Below are 18,253 nucleotides of genomic sequence, written 5' to 3' on the forward strand. Positions count from 1 at the left end.
TCAGGTTAAATTTCTATCTCTAAACCAAACTTCATCTGGCGCAGCCGTAAAATTTTGCATTTTATTTACTAATACCGCAGCATCTATTTCATTAAAGACTAAATCTCTATTGGTTTGTTTTAAAAATCTATGTTCAACCATTACATCCATTTGTTTAAAAAGATGGTCGTAGAAACCATTTACATTTAGTACACCAATTGGTTTACCATGTAATCCTAATTGTAGCCAGGTTAACACTTCAAATAATTCTTCTAGTGTACCAAAACCTCCAGGTAAAATCAAAAATCCGTCGGCTAAATCAGCCATTTTTTGCTTACGTTGATGCATGTTTTCAGTAATTACCATTTCGGTCAACCCTTTATGTCCAACTTCTTTATCCATCAAAAATTGAGGAATTACACCAGTTGCTTTACCATTACGTTTTAATATCTCATCAGCAATTATTCCCATTACACCTACGCTACCACCACCAAAAACTAAGGTGATATTTTGTGAAGCCATTGTCTCGGCTAAATCTTCAATAGATTTTCTTAAAACTGGGTCGCCGTTAAAATTGGAGCCACAATAAACACAAAGTGATTTTATTTTCTGCATGTATATTTATTTTGCTCTAAAACTACAAAATAGATTGCTTTGTTCTTATGCTAAATTTTGCCAAAAGAAAGAGCGGTCAAAGACCGCTCTAACTAACCAAATATAACCCAAGACCAGGAGGATTATTTCATTAATAAGCCGCTAAATTAGACGACTTATTTTAAAATGTATAACGCAAGGTAGCTCCATATGTTCTTGGATCTCCAAGTACTCCTGCATATAAGCCTGAATTACCTGCTGCTGCTTGTAATTGCTCATAATAATTTTTATTTGTAATATTTCTACTCCACACGAATGCCGAGAATTTTTCTGATTTAAACCCTATTCTGGCATTTAATAATGAATAACCATCAACATTTAACACTTTTGAAGGTGTTGGATTTGAAGAATAATTTGAACGATAACTTGCATCACCAGCAATAAAATATCTGCCAACTTTGGTAGCTAAACTACCAGGAACACTAAATTCTGCACCTCCAGAAATATTCCATTTAGAAATTCCAGGTAATCTCCCTCCAGACGCATCTTTAAATGCAACTTGTGTAGCAGTTCCGCCAATGACTTCTGTATGTCCTGTTTCTTCTAAGGGTAGAGGAGCGTTAGTGAATTTAACATATTTACCATCAAGATAAGCCACAGCAGCATTTAAAGTTAAAAAACGTTCTAACTGATAACTTCCATCAACTTCCAATCCTTTTACTTTAACTTTTTCAGCATTCGCTAAATAACCTCTATTTACACCTAATTGGGGCGATTGCACATTAGTTTGATAATCTCTAATATCTGTTTTAAACGCTGTTACATTTACTAATAATCCTTTAACAGGCTTTGTTTTAACACCCAATTCGTAGTGTTCTACATATTCTGGTTTTACTACTGCAACAGATAAATCTGCTTGTCCTGCTGTATTTGTAGGTAAACCTCCAACATTAACACCAACCGGTTTATAAGCAGTAGAAAATGTTCCATAAGCATTTAATTTAGCATTTGGTCTATAAGACAAAGTGATATTACCTGATAAATTGTTGTTATCTGTATTTATATTGAATTGCTGGTTACTATATACAGCTGCTTTAAGTGCAAGTAATGCAGCATCTGATGTTTGTAAACCACCATAAGTGACACGATTATAATCCACATCTTTTTTATCATAAGTATATCGCAAACCTGGTAAAATGTGCAAGTGATCTAAAAACTCCCAATCAACCTGTGCAAAAACAGCAGCACTTAATGATTTAATTGTTGAATTGGTTTTAATACCAAATCCATCTAATAAACCTGGCGTTGAGTACAATGCTTGTGAACCCGTTGCACTAGTCTGAACAAATCTCCATTGATCTTTACCTACTTCTTCTGTTTGGTCTAATCCTTGCAAATTTTGGCCAAGGGCGAATAAACCAATTACACCACTTAATCTTTCTGTTATATTTCCAGAATATCTAAACTCTTGTGAATACTGATCGTGGTGAGAGTTACCTTGAGATTTAGTCAATGCTGATAATTCCGAAAAATCTCTGTCGTTTGTAGGATCCCAATTCCAAAATCTCCAAGCACTAGTAGAAGTTAATGTTCCATTACCAATTTTATAATCAATGTTTAAAGAGATACCTCCAATTGATTGATTATGTCGCCAAGGTGTATTGGTATTTATCTCTCTAGAAAATGGATCTACTTTGGGTTGTTGATAACCTAAATCAGAAACTATTTTAGCATATTGACGATACGCACTTCTTTCTGTTGTAGTAACGCCAGCAATAACTAATGGATAACCAGCTGGATGTTGAATACTGACATCGCCACTTAATAAAATTTGTAATTTATCTGATGGAGTAAAATATAGTTGACCTTTAAAACCAAGATTATTTTGTCCACTATATTTACGTTCTTCTCTCGTATTCCAAATTGTACCATCTCTTTGAGTACCAGAAATTGATAGTTTTGCCGCTAGATTTTTTGCGACACCTCCAGAAATCGATGTTTTTGCTTGTATAAAATTATAGTTTCCAACACTTAACTCTGCTTTTGCAGTTGGTATTTGAGTGGGTTTAGTTGTGGTAATGTTAAATGCCCCAGCAGTAGTGTTTTTTCCAAATAATGTTCCTTGAGGTCCACGTATAACTTCTATTTGTTCGATATCCAAAAAATCTGTAGAGGTCGCAGCTGGACGAGCATGATAAACACCATCAACATAAAAACCTACCCCAGGATCAATACCATCATTAGTTAAGCCAAAAGTTGAGCCCAATCCTCTTATATTAAGTGTTGTATTTCTAGCATTCGAAGCATATAACTGTACAGAAGGTACGAGCTCTTTTAAGCGATTCACATTAAAAGCACCTGCATTTTCTGCCGATTGTCCACCAATAACAGTAATTGGAATAGGTACATCCTGTAAAACCTCTGAACGTCTTCTTGAGGTTACCACAATCTGATCTAACAACGCATCTTCAACAAGAGTTAACTCTAAGATGGTGCTATCAACTTTTAAAATCTGAAAATCTTGAGGTTTATAACCAACCGAACTTACTTGAAGGAAAAATGGAAGTTCTTGTTTTGAGTTGATATTAAATGCACCATTTTCATCTGCACTTACGGCGAGATTGGTACCTCTTATTTTAACTGTTGCATGCGGAACTGGAGCTCCATTTGTACGTTTTACCACACCTTTTATTGGGTTTTGGGCATAAATAGTGACTGGGATTGAAAATAAAATAAAAATAAAAAATTGTAGATAATTGAGCTTCATCCTCGTTGTTTTAGCTAAAAAATAAGGTTAATTTAAATAATCTACTAAATCTATAGATTATATCGACAAATGTATTTTAAATATTTTATTTACCAAATTTTATTTGGAATTAATTTTACAAAATTCCTTGAACGGAATTTTATATGGGTTTTATCCCCCTTTTAACTATTAAGAGCAAAGAAATTAAGGTTAGTATTCTACGATTTAGTGTTGCATAGGTTGAAGTTTTTTAAACTCGATTGGCGAAAACACTTTTTGTCATGCTGAGCGAAGTCGAAGCCACAAAAGATTGCAACGAAAAACGGGGCTATCGTATCCGATGCCCCGCTGTAATTGCTTTTCAAACAAAAATTTATCTTGTATAATTTGGTGCTTCTTTAGTAATTGTAATATCGTGAGGATGACTTTCTCTCATACCTGCAGCAGTAATCTGAACAAATTGTGCCTCTTGTAATTTTTCTATAGTACCTGCACCACAGTAACCCATGCTTGCACGTAAACCACCAACATATTGATACATTACTTCTGCTAAAGTTCCTTTAAATGGCACACGACCTACAATTCCTTCGGGAACTAGTTTTTTAATATCGTCTTCTACATCTTGAAAATAACGATCTTTTGAACCTTGTTCCATCGCTTCGATAGAACCCATTCCACGATAAGATTTGAATTTACGTCCTTCGTAAATAATGGTTTCGCCAGGTGATTCTTCTACACCTGCAAATAATGAACCTGCCATTACTGTGCTTGCTCCAGAAGCAATCGCTTTGGCGATATCCCCTGTATGTTTAATTCCCCCATCAGCAATAACAGGAACTCCAGTACCCTTTAATGCTTTAGCACATTCGAAAACAGCATATAATTGAGGTACACCTACTCCGGCAATAATTCTGGTTGTACAAATAGAACCTGGACCGATACCAACTTTAACTGCATCTGCACCAGCTTCAGCTAAAAATTTTGCGGCAGCACCTGTTGCTATATTTCCAACAATTACTTGTAGATCAGGATATTTGGCTTTAACTTCTTTTAATTTATCAACAACTCCTTTAGAATGACCGTGAGCAGTATCAATGGTTATCACATCTACACCAGCTCTCACTAAGGCATCTACACGTTGCATGGTATCTGCTGTAACTCCAACTGCAGCACCTACACGTAACCGTCCTCTATCATCTTTACAAGCAGCCGGATAATTTTTTACTTTTTGAATATCCTTGAAAGTGATTAATCCGCATAAATACCCTTCTGCATTTACAACAGGCAATTTTTCTATTTTATAATTTTGAAGAATTTCTTCAGCTTGAATTAAGTTTGTGCCTTCAGGAGCGGTAATTAAATTTTCTTTTGTCATTACCTCTACAATAGGTTTTGACATATTTTTTTGAAAACGCAAATCGCGATTGGTGATAATTCCTACTAATTTATTGTCAGCACTTACTACAGGAAATCCCTCCTATTTTATGCTCTTTCATAATTTTAAAAGCATCTGCTACAGTAGAATTTTCTAATAAGGTAACAGGATCTTGAATCATACCACTTTCAGAACGTTTTACCTTACGAACTTCTTCAGCCTGTCTTTCAATCGTCATATTTTTATGAAGCATTCCTAAACCTCCATTTTGCGCAATGGCGATTGCTAATTCTGCCTCTGTAACGGTATCCATAGCTGCAGAAACTAAGGGTACATTTAATTTGATTTTTTTAGTCAAAAAAGTGCTTGTATTCACTTCACGGGGCAAAATTTCTGAATATGCAGGCACTAACAATACATCATCGTACGTTAAACCAGTAGCAATAAATTTTTGGGGATCGAGTTGCATAGCAAATAAATTAGGAGTTATTATTTGCCAGGCAAAGATACAACATAATCATCAATATAAAAATTTCATTACGTTTTGTTGCACTTAAAAAGAATTGAGCATCTTTAATGATTAATCAAATTTTATGAAAAAACTAGCTTTCTTCCTTATCGTTTCAATTTTTAGCGTTCATTCTTTTGCACAAAATTTCAAATATGCTTTTGTGAGTGATACTCATATTGGCAGCGCTAATGCGGATGAAGATTTAAGGAGAACTGTTGCAGATATCAATAGTCAGCCAGATTTAGAATTTATCATTATCACGGGAGATATTACCGAAATGGGGACTAATGAAGAATTGAAATTAGCTAAAGAAATTTTATCAGGATTAAAGAAACCGTATTACATTATACCTGGCAATCATGATACTGGTTGGTCGGAGTTTGGTGGAGTTACTTTCATTAAAGAATTTGGTTACGATAAATTTACGTTTGATTACAAAGGCTATCGGTTTATAGGTTGCGCTTCAGGTCCCTATGTACGCATGTCTGATGGTCATATCCCAAGAGATGCCACCGTTTGGTTGGACAACATTTTAAAGAAAACCCCTAAAAATATGCCCATCATTTTCGCTAATCACTACCCTATTGATAACAGTTTAGATAATTGGTACGAGGTTACCGATCGATTAAAAACTAGAAATATTCAATATATTATTTGTGGTCATGGTCATAATAATCATCAATATAACTTTGAGGGTATTCCAGGCACAATGGGGCGCTCAAATTTAAGAGCAAAAGATAGTATTGGTGGGTATAACGTGGTAAACATGACGAAAGACACTGTTTATTTTTCGCTTAAAAAACCAACCCAAGAGTTATTAGCGCCTTGGCGAAAAATCCCTTTAAAAACCTTTGTTCACCAAACTTTAAAAGCATACGAAAGACCAAACTACGATATTAATAAAAAATATAATAGTGTTAAAGAATTGTGGACTTATCATTCAAGCGCAAATGTGGTAAATACACCCGCTTATAACAATAACTTAGTTGTTTTCGGAAATAGTGTAGGTTTAGTTGAAGCTTTAAATAGAACTACAGGAAAAAAAGTATGGACTTTTAATACTAAAGGCGCTATTTATTCATCACCTGTGATTAAAAATCAACTGGTTATTTTAGGTTCTGGAGATGGAAATATATATGCATTAAATCTAACCAATGGTAAACAAGTATGGAAAGTTGAAACTCCAAATTCTGTATTAGGGTCGCCAGTAATTGATGGCGATGTAGTTTTTATAGGAGGAAGTGACCATAGTTTTAGAGCTTTAGACATTAAAACCGGAAAAGTAATTTGGAAATTTGATGGTGTGGAAGGCGCAATTGTTGGCAAACCTTTAATTTATCAAGGCAAAGTTATTTTTGGCTCTTGGGGAAGACATTTGTATGCACTTGATTCAAAAACTGGAGCATTAGGATGGAAATGGAATAATGGTAATGGAAATAGAATGTTTTCGCCAGCTATGGTAACGCCAGTTGCTACCAAAGGCATAGTTTATATCGCTGCACCAGATCGTTTTTTAACTGCAATTAATGTAAAAACAGGCGAAACTTTATGGCGAACTAAAGAAGCAATGGTAAGGGAATCAATCGGTTTATCTGCTGATAGTACAACTATATATGGCAAAACTATGCAAGACGAAATAGTTGCTTATAAAACAAATACATCGACTGCTGAATTAGCTTGGAAATTAAATGCTGGTTTTGGTTATGAACATATTCCATCAGATTTGGTTGAAAAAGATGGAGTTGTTTTTTACGGTACAAAAAATGGTGTAGTTTATACTTTCGATGCAAAAACACATCAGAATTTATGGCAACACAAAATTGATAACTCAATGATTAATAGCGTAAATGTAATTGACGGAAAAAATATTCTGGTAAGCACAATGGATGGAAAGGTAACGATTTTGCAGAGTAAAGAATAACTTACTCTGCTTCACAATGTTGTCTTAACTGCTTTGGACCCTGTGGCCAAATAAAAGCTGTAGTTTGCTTTTTCCAACCCATACTTTTATAAAAAGCATCTGCACCAGGAGCAGCGCTTAAATTCACAAAGTGATAATCAACTAATTGATTATTCAACGTAGTTACTAGATATTTTCCTAGTCCTTGTCCTTGGAAATCTGGATCAACCACAATATCTGCAAGCATTGCATAATAACGTCCATCGCCTACTACCCTACCAAAAGCTATGATTTGATCCTCTTTAAAAATAAAAAGAGTAGTTGTGCTGTTTATAAAAGCATTCTTAATTTCTTCAGCTTTGCGATGTTTCCAGTTAATTTTATAAAATAAAGAAATTACATAATCCCAATCTATTCTAGCTAGATCAGGATTAATTTCATAGGTAAATAGTGGATCTTCAACAGGGATATTCATTAAATTTGCTTTATAATTACTACAACCAGTAAAAACTTAAAAGGTTTTGGCTAATTTTAGTGTTATTTTTTGCCAACAACTACTCTTGTCATTGCATTCCAATCTAGGTAGGAATTTGCAATAGTTTTCAATTCTTCAGCACTAATAGTTTTCACAGTATTAATATATTTACTGTAATAATCGTAATCTAGACCAGCGAAATAAATATTTTTAAACTTATCTGCGTGTGAAAAAGCATTTTCTAAACTGCCCAACATAGAACCTAGCATAAAATTGCGAACTAAATCTAGCTCTTCCTCTTCTACTAATTCTGTTTTTAAGATGTTAATTTCTTTTTCAATTTCTTGCAAGGCATCTGCACAAACAGCCGTTCCAACTTCAGTAGCAATAAAAAAGTAACCGGCATTTTTTAAAGAAGCTATACCAGAACCAATTCCGTAAGTATATCCTTTATCTTCACGAATATTTGCCATTAGACGAGATCCAAAATAACCTCCCAATAAGCAATTTAATATCTGTAATGCAGGAAAATCATCATGCTTACGATTAATGCTCAAATTACCCATTCGAATTGCCGATTGAACAGCATCTGCCTTTTCTATATAAATTTCGCCACCAGCAATTGGTGTATATATAAATTCATTTATAGTTGACGGATTATTATTCTCCCATTCTTCACCAAAAAACTGATTTAGCAAATCAAATTCTTTAGCTTCAAACTTACCAGCGGCGATAATTGTACAATTTGCAGGTTTATAAGCAGCTTTAAAATAAGAAAGTAAATCGTATCTTTTTAGTGCGTCATAATCTGCTAAGGAAATATCTGAACCATAAGCCGTATCTCCAAAAATGGCATTAGCAAATGTTTTACGGGCAATAAAATCATTCTTTTGCAAATTCACTTGCAACTTTTGCTTTTGGTTTTGAATAAAAATATCCAACTCTTGTTGCGGAAAGACACTTTCATTTAAAATGGACCGAACAATTGGCAACACAGCTTTCAAATGTTTATTTAAACTAAAAAGTGTAATTGTAGTTTGATCTGCACCATACTCCGTTTGCAAAAAGGCCCCATAGTAATCTACCTTTTCAGCAATTTCTTTTGCAGATAATGTTTTAGTACCATTATTTATTAAACTATTTACGGTTACCGCCTGTAATGGTTTATTTTGATCGTAGTTTACGTTTTCAAATATAAACTCAATACGAACCAACTCTTGTTGACCGACATTTACTGTAAAAACAGGAATTCCATTTGTAAGTTGCTGTTTTATTGGAGCAATGAAATTAATATCATTCACCTGTTTTGAAGCAGGTGCTAGTGTACGATTAAGCATTGGCTAAATAATATAGAGTAGATGATTTTTCTTTTACAAAAGTTGTGGCTGCAACTTCTTTAATCTGCGCTGCAGTAACTGATAAATATTTATCGATTTCAGTATTTAAAAATGCTGCATCTCCTAAAAGCTCATAATAAGCTAAATTCATTGCTTTATCTAACAAATTCATCTCCGCAAATACCATAATAGATTCTGATTTGTTTTTCACTTTTGTCAACTCATCATCACTCACCAAATCAGTAGTTAATTTTTTTAATTCTTCCCAAATTGCTTTTTCTGCTGCATCTTTATCTATTCCATTAACTAATTTACCTTCTACAACAAATAATCCTTCATCTATACTGCTCGATAAATACGCATTAATTTCGCTGAACAATTGCTGTTCTTTTAACAAGCTGTTGTATAGACGTGATGATTGTCCTTGAGATAAGATATCAGACATTAAATCATAAGTTTGATAGGTTGAATCTGTTCTAGCTGGCATTTTAAATGTGATATAAATTGCATTCAAGGGTACATTTGCAGTAACTGTTAATGATCTTGCCTCATTTTGCGGTAATTCTTTAGGCAAATTCCTAGTATATCTTTCTCCTGCTGGGATTGGCTCAAACCATTTTTCAGCTAATCTTTTAACTTCTTCCGTTTTTACATTTCCACCAACTACTAAAATTGCATTTTGAGGGTTGTAATGCTTTTTAAAAAATGCTTTTACATCTTCCATTTTTGCATTTTCTATTTGCGCTAAATCCTGACCAATTGTAGCCCATTGATATGGATGTGTTTTATAGGCTAATGGACGTAATTTTAACCAAACATCGCCATATGGTTGATTAAGGTAACGTTGTTTAAACTCTTCCATTACCACATTCCGCTGCGTATCTAAACTCTTTTCAGAAAAAGCAAGGCTTAGCATTCTATCACTTTCTAACCAAAAAGCAGTTTCGATATTTGTTGCTGGTAATGTAATGTAATAGTTCGTGATGTCGTTGCTGGTAAAAGCATTATTTTCACCACCAACACGTTGCAAAGGCTCATCGTAACTCGGAATATTTACCGAACCCCCAAACATTAAATGCTCAAATAAATGCGCAAAGCCTGTTTTATTATGTTCTTCATCTCTTGCACCGACATCATATAAAATATTTAGAACTGCCATTGGTGTGGTTGGATCTTCATGTACCAAAACCTTTAAACCATTTGCAAGTGTAAAACGATTAAAATCTACCATATTAATTTTTAGAGTTGTAAAGATATATAAAAGTCCCAATTTGAGCATCCGAAAGTCTGGGGTTTACGTAAAAATATGAACAGAGAATTGATAACTAAAAACTGATACCTATCTTTGATACTATGAATACTGCCGAATTATTACAAAGGGCTTTAAAATTCGACTTTTTAACTAAAGAAGAGGGCGTTTTTTTTATACCATAATGCAGAAACTGCTGAATTAGCTTACGTAGCAAATGAATTACGAAAAATTCAAGTACCAAGCGGTAAAGTAACATGGCAAATAGATCGTAATGTAAATACAACGAATGTTTGTATTGCCAACTGTAAATTCTGTAATTTTTTCAGACGTCCAGGTCACGACGAAAGTTATATTACTGATATTGAAACTTATAAAGTTAAAATTGAAGAAACTTTTCGCTTAGGTGGAGATCAGCTTTTATTACAAGGAGGTCATCACCCCGATTTAGGCTTGTCATTTTATGCTAATCTTTTTAAGGAATTAAAAGAATTGTATCCTGATTTAAAATTACATGCTTTAGGCCCACCAGAAATTGCACACGTTGCTAAACTAGAAGGAATTTCGCACACTGAGGTTTTAAAAGAGTTGAAAGCAAATGGTATGGATAGCTTACCTGGAGCTGGTGCAGAAATTTTAAATGATAGAGTTAGACGTTTAATTTCTAAAGGTAAATGTGGTGGACAAGAGTGGTTAGATGTAATGAGAGCAGCGCATCAATTGGATATCACAACTTCTGCAACTATGATGTTTGGGCATGTTGAAACTATTGAAGAACGTTTTGAGCATTTAGTTTGGATTAGAGAGGTACAAAGTGAAAAACCAACACATGCAAAAGGATTTTTAGCCTTCATCCCTTGGCCTTTTCAAGATGATGGCACTTTATTAAAGCGTTTACGTGGCATTAGCAATAACGTAACTGGAGATGAATATGTAAGAATGTTGGCCTTAAGTAGAATAATGTTACCTAATGTAAAAAATATACAAGCAAGTTGGTTAACAGTAGGTAAAACTGTCGCTCAACTGTGTTTACATGCTGGTGCTAACGATTTTGGTTCTATTATGATAGAAGAAAATGTAGTTTCTGCCGCTGGTGCACCACATCGTTTTACAGCGAATGGAATTCAAACGGCAATTAGAGAAGCTGGCTTTGAGCCACAACTTCGTGGTCAACAATACAATTACCGTGATTTGCCTGCTCACTTAGAAGAACAAGTAATTACCTATTAAATTATAAATTAAACTCTCAGTTATGTTAAAAAAATCTATTTTATTCCTATTTATCGTAGTTTCAAGCATTCAGGTTAATGCTCAAAAAGACTGGTTTAAGCAAAAAATCAATGAGAAAGTAAGTGTAAACTTTCCTGTTGAACCAAAGAAACTTACGCTAAACAATTATGGCGTTAGGGCTGCAGATGATGTTATTTTCTTAGTCTCTAATGTTGATCTTCTGGCAGCAACAGGCTTGTCGTTAGAAGAATTCAATAAAGGTGTTGTTACTCAACAATTTGCAGATGAATTTATGGGTGGCTTAACGCCAAAATTACCAAAGTACACTTTTAAATCTGCTAAAATTGGTACTTTAAAAGGGAATCCTGTGTATTCTGTTTCTGGGAGAGATGATGTTAACAAAAATACAATGTACATGAACATTGTATTTGTAGATGGAACATCATATAGTATTACCAGTATTGTACCTGATGGAAAAGATCTTAAAAACACAAATATATTCTTAAACGAAATTTACATAAACGGTAAATAAACTTTATATATCTGTTAATTTAAAAGAGCACTATAGGTGCTCTTTTTTGTTGGTTACAACTTTACTAAAGTTATCGTAGTATAATAAGAGATATTTTAATTACTAATTAAAGTAGATTTCCTTAAACTGAGTTAGGTTTCTTTTTTACATAGTCAGGTTTCTTTTTTACAGACCCCGGTTTCCTTTTTACAGAGCAAGTTTTCTTTTTTACAGAGCCAGGTTTCCTTTTTACAGAGCCAGGTTTCCTTTTTACAGCGCTAGGTTTCCTTTTTACAGAGCAAGTTTTCTTTTTTTACAGAGCCAGGTTTCCTTTCAACTGAGCTAGGTTTCTTTTTTACAGAGCCAGGTTTCCTTTTTACAGCGCTAGGTTTCCTTTTTTACATAGTCAGGTTTCCTTTTTACAGCGCTAGGTTTCCTTTTTACAGCGCTAGGTTCTCTTTTTACATAGTCAAGTTTCCTTTTTACATAGTCAGATTTCTTTTTTACATCGCTAGGTTTCTTTTTGATGTAGTTTAATATAAATTAAAACCTTGTACTGGTGTTGGCAAGCTTGACATATTTGCCCATGCTTTAAGTTTATTAAACCTGATTGGAGCGAACATGAAGCGTAGCGAAGTAAAGTGGAAAGCAGGGCCAACATTAATAGTATTACAAGCTGGGCTTTTCAAAAAAAAGGGAAGAAAACAAATGCTTCCCTCCCTCTACTTAAACAAAATATAACCTATGATAGTTTCTTTCCTGGTTGAAGGAATAAGTTTGCAATTTCAATAACTGAAGCTTTATCTAACGGTTCATCGAAACATTCGACTGCTACTGCTTTGGTTACGCCAGCATTACCATTAATGCCAACAATATTAACACCTGCTTGTGAGGTAGTGTCTTCGCCTGCGTAAACTTTATCTACTTGTGATACGCCAGAATCATTTGCTTGACCTGCCGAACCGAGAACTCACCCATGGTTTATAGACTGTTGTACCACCAGAAAGTGCAGTACGCATAGCTCTAATATGAGCTGCATGTCGAGCTTCTACAGAGTGGATTTGCAAAGCAGTAGTTAATACTGTATTGCCAACTAACACCCCAGCCTGACCTTTATATGCTCTAACACCTGTATCTTCAAAGCCTTGCGCAACTGCTAAAAATGTACCGTAATCACTAAATACGGTTGGAAAAGTTCCGCCTGCTGTAAAATCGGTATCTGAATATGGTATTGGTGCTCTTGCTGCCGAACCTAATGCGCCTTTTAACAAGTTCACATGGGCTAACTCATGGTCGCGAATAAGTGTAATTGCTGCTAATGGAGCACCTGCTGGTATTGGAGTTGCTGGTGTACCTGCTAATGCATGGTTGTAAAAATTATATTCTAAATATTCTAATGCCAAAGCGAAATTTAACACATCTGTAACTGCTTGTGGCGTAGATTGTCCGTATGCTTTTTGAAATACAGAACCTAATGCTAGTGGCATTGCAGCCAACGTTATTTTTTTGCCCATGTTAAAAAAGTCTTTCATGGCGGCTCTACGTGGATTTAATCTTTCATAGATCTCACCGTCAACTTTTTCAATTTCTTCTAATATATTTACGATATTCATGATTTCTAGTTTTAAGATTAAAGATTAATTACGTTAATTTTTGTTTTGATGTATTTACCTGCCGCTGCAAGAACAGCATCTGGAGTTAAAGCCATGTCTAACCCTGTTGATGCATTTACTTGTGGAGCAGTTGCAAAAGTTCCGTTAGAAATTAAATCGCGGATATAAGCAGCATGGCGTGCTTCTACCGAAACGATTTTGCCAGCTGCTAAAAGATAAGTTGTACTTTTTAAACGTACACCTGCACCGTTGTAAGCACCAACGCCTAAATCTTCAAATGCCATAGCTGCACCTAAAACACTTGTACGATCTGTAAAATTAATACTCGAAAAATCTACTGCTAGGCTGCCAATTGCAGCTGTGCCCAATGCATTTTTAAAAAATTCTCTGTGGGCAATTTCATGAAATTGTATATCTTGAAAGTAAGCTTTTTCTGCTGCGCTAAAACTAGATGGTGGTGCAGAGGCTACTTGTATATAAAACGCAGCTTCTAATTGTTCTAAAGCATAAGCATAATTTAATACTCCAAAATCGTCTTTAAAATCTAATGTAACTCCCGACATTGGAGTAACTCTATCTTTTTTACAGCCTGCAGCTGTTAATGCTACAACTGCTGCTCCGGCTCCTGCATATTGCAAAAAAGAACGGCGTTGTAATTTAGCTTCCAAGAAGTTGCTTTCATCTTGCATTACATCTTGTTCGTTTAAATTTTCCATAAGAATGATTTTTAATTTAAGGTTTGGTTAAAAGGTTTTCTGTGTGTTACTTACGGAACTTAAATAGCTTTGGATTTTAAGCAGAAAGAAATATTTTCTATTGCTTCTATTTTTTGATAAATTGAGCCCTAATAAATGGAACCGCCGTGCTAAATGCAATTATAGTAGATGATGAAGAGTTTGCTCGTTCGTCGCTTTATTTTCTTTTACAGGAAAATTGCGATAATGTAAACATTGTGGGTATTGCAAAATCTGTAAACGAAGCTCGTAATTTACTAGTGCAGCATAAAGTAGAGCTTATTTTTTTAGATATTGCCATGCCTGGTGAAAATGGTTTTGGCTTAATACCCCAGGCACAAAACGCAAATACAACTGTGATATTTACGACTGCTTACGATCAATATGCTTTAAAAGCCATTAAGGCTAATGCGTTGGATTATCTGCTTAAACCTATAGATATTGATGAATTAAAAGAGGCAGTAGCTAAGGCTGATAAATATGTGAAGTTAAATAAAGACGAAAATAATAGGAATGAAAGTCTTAAGAATTTAGCTAATGATTTAACGGATAAAACAGGCATTAAAAAGATAACCTTACCCAGTGGACAAGGATATAGATTAGTAGATATTGATGATATTATTCATATTGCCGCCGACAGTAATTATTCTGTTTTTCATTTACTAAATCTCGAAAAAATTGCTGTTTCTAAAATTTTGAAAGACTATGAAGAGATCTTACCTGAAAATACGTTTGTTCGAATTCATAAATCTAGCATAGTTAATCTTAAATATATTAAAGAATATAACTCTAAAAACGGTCTACAAGTTGTTTTAAATAATGGCGAAACAATTAATGTTTCGCGGAGAAGGGCTAGTGATTTTTTTGAAAAAATTAAAGCATATACCAATTTTCAAGGTGAGAAGTAAATATTTATATCTGCTTTGCTATGTATTAGCATTACTTTTTGTGCCTATAGTAGAAAGTAATGCGCAAACTGCATACCTGCCTCATTACACCACAAAAGATGGTTTACCGAGCAACAATTGTTTTTATACTTTGCAAGATAAAAAAGGTTATATCTGGATTGCTACTGATGCTGGCGTGAGTAGATTTGATGGTACCATGTTCGAGAATTTTTCGGTAGATGATGGTCTACCCGATAATCAAGTTTTGCAATTAAGAGAGGATAGTAAAGGAAGAATTTGGTTTTTAACATTAAATGGTCAATTAAGTTATTTCTATAATGGTAAAATATATAATCCTGATAATGATAAACAACTTAAACAGCTAAACTTTAATGCTGTTATCGTATCGTTTTTTGAGGATAGTAAGGGCAAAATCTGGTTTGGAACCAATAAAAATATCATTGGTGTTTGGGATGGAAAATCATTAATTAAATACATTTCGCCGAATATTGAAAAGCAGTATGGCAATGCTTTTATCCATGAGGATAAACAGGGTAATATTTGGGCTTATAGTACAACTGCGGTTTTTCTTTATATCAAAAATAATTTTGTTTTAGTTGAAGATAAATCTTTGCCATTATCTTATAAAACATTGTTTGATAAACGAGATAATTCTGTTTATTTTTTAGATAAGATTGGTTTAAATAGTAAAACAGGAACATTAAATCGCTTAATATTAAAGATAAATCAGGACTTACTTAACAATAGTCCTGGTTATATTTATGTGGATGATAAATCGCTCTGGTTAAGTAATAATAGTGGTGTTTATGTAATTGATTTTAATGGAAAGACTAAACAGTTACTTAAAAATGTTGATGTAAATCAAATTATAAAGGACAGTAATCAAAACATTTGGTTTACTACAAAAAATGGCATTTATAGGTTACCTGATGCTAGAGAACGTGTATATATATTTAATAAGGAAAATGGATTAACTAGTGATATTGTTAAAAGCATTGCTAAGGATAAAAATGGACGGTTATGGATGGGTATGAATAATGCTAGTATTAATATTTTAGATAAAAAAAGTAAAACAGTACAAAAATTTAATATCCCTGATTTAAGAAGATATAGCACCATTAAACAGCTTACTTTTGATGATAAAAACAAAACGGCTTACTTCGCTTCAGATTATGGATTAGGTTCGTTATCATCTACATATCCAGCAAAAACAAATATTAGGTATTTAAAAGAAAGCAATAATTCTGTTTTTGTAGTTAAAAACTTCAGTTTAGATACTACATCAAAATTAGCTTTAGCGCTATCATCTGGTGTTGTTATTCTTAGTGATCGGAAGAATAAGTTCGAATTTTCTTCCTTAAATTATAAAGAGAATCAAGATTATTTTAAAGACCGTTCCTATCGTGTTTACTACGATGAAAGGCAAGATTTATGGTTCTCTAATGTTAGTGGCTTATCAGAATTTAATTCTAATAAATTAACTAAATATTACGAAATCTATCCCCTATTTTCTAAAAGGATAAACGATATTAAACAGCTCAAAAGCGGATTATTTGCGATGGCTACTGATGGTTATGGTATTGTGATTATGAAGGATGGGAAAATAATTAAGCTAATTAGGCAAAAAGAAGGACTTAATAATAATATTATAAATAAGCTTTTTGTTAAGAATGATTACTTGTGGGCAATTAGCAATACAGGTATAAATCGTATTTCGTTAGCAGATAGTAAATTCACTATCAATTCTTTTGATTATGCTAATGATCTTTTATCAGACGATTTAAACGATTTGTATATTGATATAGATACTGCTTATTTTGCAACAAATAATGGGTTAGTGTATTTTAGTCACAATCAAAAATCACAACAAACTAAAGCCCCAAAGACCTACATTTCCTCTGTTATTATTAACAATGAAGCTTTAGATTTAAGTTCTTCAAATTTTGTGCTTAAACCAGATGAACGTACCGTTACTTTTAATTATAGTGCTATCGATTTTAAAAATCGCAAAATAACGTATCGTTACCGCTTAAAAGAAAATGCCAATTGGTCTGAAACTAAAAATAGAAGATTAGAATTATCCTCTTTAGAGCCAGGTAATTATTGTTTTGAAGTAAGCGCAAAAAGTCAGGATAGTCAATGGAGTACACCAGCTAAAATAAGTTTTGTTTTAGAAAAGCACTTTTGGCAAACGTGGTGGTTTTTAATTATTCTATTAATTATAGGTGCATATCTTTTATACATTATTACTGTAAGGATCACAAGAAGGCAAAAAAATAAAGAACAAGAACAACTTTTAAATAAAAATAAAATATTAATGCTTGAGCAAAGGGCATTACAAGCAATGATGAATCCTCACTTTGTTTTTAATGTGATGAATTCTATCCAACATTACATCAATACTAAAAATACTCCTTCAGCAAATAAAGTATTAACAGGATTTGCCAAATTGATACGGAAGAACTTAGAAATCTGCACTAAAAGCTACATCAACTTAGAAGAAGAAATTGAGTATTTAAATCTTTATTTAAGTTTAGAGAAAAATCGTTTTGGCGATAAATTTATCTATAGTATTACGATAGATGAAAAGATTGATAAAGAAGAAACCTTAATTCCGTCCATGCTTTTACAACCTTATATTGAAAATGCAATTTGGCATGGCATTATGCCTAAAGAAGATGGTGGTGAAGTAAAAATAAATATTGACCAACAGGATGAAGATTACCTATGGATTAAAATAATAGATAATGGCATTGGTATTAAAAATTCATTGTCTACTAAAAATGGCACACATATAAGTAAGGGGATGAATTTAACACAGGAAAGAATAAACTTGTTAAATAAAATTGAACCAAAACCTATACAATTGTATATAGAGCAGAATGGAAATAGTGGAACAACAATCACAATTTTAATTCCTTTAAAATAAATTTTACCGTTTACTCAATTATTACTACCACTTACTAAATATTAATAATTCGTTTCATAATTAGCATTAAACTTGTTCTAAGATATTCAACAAACAGAAGTGTTTGTTATAAAAACGTTCTTATAGGATTGACAAAAGATATTTTTTAACCTAACCTAAAAC

At 33.4% G+C, this 18,253-nt stretch carries 11 protein-coding genes and 2 pseudogenes; 5 read left to right on the forward strand and 8 right to left on the reverse strand.

Going from position 1 to position 18,253, the window contains the following annotated elements; translation table 11 throughout:
• The 3 genes and pseudogenes from ACHMWN_RS15010 to guaB form a co-directional block, all read right to left on the reverse strand.
• A complete protein-coding gene (locus tag ACHMWN_RS15010) occupies window positions 1-594 on the reverse strand; it encodes a TIGR00730 family Rossman fold protein (RefSeq protein ID WP_397302696.1) in 594 nt (197 codons plus the stop codon).
• Between the two features lie 160 nt (window positions 595-754).
• Complete coding sequence (locus ACHMWN_RS15015; RefSeq protein ID WP_397302699.1) at window positions 755-3,340, reverse strand: TonB-dependent receptor; 2,586 nt, start codon at window positions 3,338-3,340, stop codon at window positions 755-757.
• 352 nt (window positions 3,341-3,692) lie between these two features.
• A pseudogene (gene guaB, locus ACHMWN_RS15020) lies at window positions 3,693-5,163 on the reverse strand (IMP dehydrogenase).
• Window positions 5,164-5,287: 124 nt separating this feature from the next.
• Here guaB and ACHMWN_RS15025 point away from each other — a divergent pair.
• A complete protein-coding gene (locus ACHMWN_RS15025; RefSeq protein ID WP_397302702.1) occupies window positions 5,288-7,126 on the forward strand; it encodes a PQQ-binding-like beta-propeller repeat protein in 1,839 nt (612 codons plus the stop codon).
• A 1-nt stretch (window position 7,127) separates the two neighbouring features.
• Here ACHMWN_RS15025 and ACHMWN_RS15030 read toward each other — a convergent pair whose 3' ends face one another.
• From ACHMWN_RS15030 to ACHMWN_RS15040, 3 genes are all read right to left on the reverse strand, one after another.
• Window positions 7,128-7,580 (reverse strand): GNAT family N-acetyltransferase, encoded by a 453-nt coding sequence (locus ACHMWN_RS15030; protein ID WP_397302705.1) that lies wholly within the window; start codon window positions 7,578-7,580, stop codon window positions 7,128-7,130.
• 62 nt (window positions 7,581-7,642) lie between these two features.
• Entirely contained in the window at window positions 7,643-8,917 is a 1,275-nt protein-coding gene (locus ACHMWN_RS15035; RefSeq protein ID WP_397302708.1) for a M16 family metallopeptidase, read from the reverse strand.
• The gene (locus ACHMWN_RS15040) at window positions 8,910-10,148 is read right to left on the reverse strand and encodes a M16 family metallopeptidase (protein ID WP_397302710.1); all 1,239 of its coding nucleotides are present in this window, start codon (window positions 10,146-10,148) and stop codon (window positions 8,910-8,912) included. The genes ACHMWN_RS15035 and ACHMWN_RS15040 overlap by 8 nt, the downstream gene beginning before the upstream one ends.
• 122 nt (window positions 10,149-10,270) lie before the next feature.
• Between ACHMWN_RS15040 and ACHMWN_RS15045 the strand changes: the two are divergent.
• A pseudogene (locus tag ACHMWN_RS15045) lies at window positions 10,271-11,396 on the forward strand (CofH family radical SAM protein).
• Between the two features lie 22 nt (window positions 11,397-11,418).
• Window positions 11,419-11,928, forward strand: coding sequence for a hypothetical protein (locus tag ACHMWN_RS15050; RefSeq protein WP_397302713.1), 510 nt, complete (start codon window positions 11,419-11,421; stop codon window positions 11,926-11,928).
• A gap of 920 nt (window positions 11,929-12,848) precedes the next feature.
• Here the strand turns inward: ACHMWN_RS15050 and ACHMWN_RS15055 are convergent.
• Together ACHMWN_RS15055 and ACHMWN_RS15060 are read right to left on the reverse strand one after the other, a co-directional pair.
• Window positions 12,849-13,520: a ferritin-like domain-containing protein gene (locus tag ACHMWN_RS15055; RefSeq protein ID WP_397302715.1), complete on the reverse strand. Its 672-nt coding sequence runs from the start codon at window positions 13,518-13,520 to the stop codon at window positions 12,849-12,851.
• Window positions 13,521-13,537: 17 nt separating this feature from the next.
• On the reverse strand, window positions 13,538-14,236 hold the full coding sequence (locus tag ACHMWN_RS15060; RefSeq protein WP_397302717.1) for a ferritin-like domain-containing protein: 699 nt from the start codon (window positions 14,234-14,236) through the stop codon (window positions 13,538-13,540).
• Window positions 14,237-14,382: 146 nt separating this feature from the next.
• On the opposite strand from ACHMWN_RS15060, the gene ACHMWN_RS15065 reads away from it, so the two are divergent.
• Both ACHMWN_RS15065 and ACHMWN_RS15070 read left to right on the forward strand, forming a co-directional pair.
• A complete protein-coding gene (locus ACHMWN_RS15065; RefSeq protein WP_397302719.1) occupies window positions 14,383-15,162 on the forward strand; it encodes a LytR/AlgR family response regulator transcription factor in 780 nt (259 codons plus the stop codon).
• Window positions 15,152-18,091 (forward strand): two-component regulator propeller domain-containing protein, encoded by a 2,940-nt coding sequence (locus ACHMWN_RS15070; RefSeq protein WP_397302721.1) that lies wholly within the window; start codon window positions 15,152-15,154, stop codon window positions 18,089-18,091. Before ACHMWN_RS15065 ends, ACHMWN_RS15070 begins: the two co-directional genes overlap by 11 nt.
• Window positions 18,092-18,253: the final 162 nt, after the last annotated feature.

Source organism: Pedobacter sp. UC225_61, from assembly GCF_044452285.1.
In the GTDB taxonomy this organism is placed as follows: Bacteria; Bacteroidota; Bacteroidia; order Sphingobacteriales; family Sphingobacteriaceae; genus Pedobacter.

Excerpts from the sequence above, each read along its gene's own strand:
- ACHMWN_RS15010 (WP_397302696.1), bottom strand. The coding sequence starts at position 594 with ATGCAGAAAATAAAATCACTTTGTGTTTATTGTGGCTCCAATTTTAAC.
- ACHMWN_RS15015 (WP_397302699.1), bottom strand. The coding sequence starts at position 3,340 with ATGAAGCTCAATTATCTACAATTTTTTATTTTTATTTTATTTTCAATC.
- ACHMWN_RS15025 (WP_397302702.1), top strand. The coding sequence starts at position 5,288 with ATGAAAAAACTAGCTTTCTTCCTTATCGTTTCAATTTTTAGCGTTCAT.
- ACHMWN_RS15030 (WP_397302705.1), bottom strand. The coding sequence starts at position 7,580 with ATGAATATCCCTGTTGAAGATCCACTATTTACCTATGAAATTAATCCT.
- ACHMWN_RS15035 (WP_397302708.1), bottom strand. The coding sequence starts at position 8,917 with ATGCTTAATCGTACACTAGCACCTGCTTCAAAACAGGTGAATGATATT.
- ACHMWN_RS15040 (WP_397302710.1), bottom strand. The coding sequence starts at position 10,148 with ATGGTAGATTTTAATCGTTTTACACTTGCAAATGGTTTAAAGGTTTTG.
- ACHMWN_RS15050 (WP_397302713.1), top strand. The coding sequence starts at position 11,419 with ATGTTAAAAAAATCTATTTTATTCCTATTTATCGTAGTTTCAAGCATT.
- ACHMWN_RS15055 (WP_397302715.1), bottom strand. The coding sequence starts at position 13,520 with ATGAATATCGTAAATATATTAGAAGAAATTGAAAAAGTTGACGGTGAG.
- ACHMWN_RS15060 (WP_397302717.1), bottom strand. The coding sequence starts at position 14,236 with ATGGAAAATTTAAACGAACAAGATGTAATGCAAGATGAAAGCAACTTC.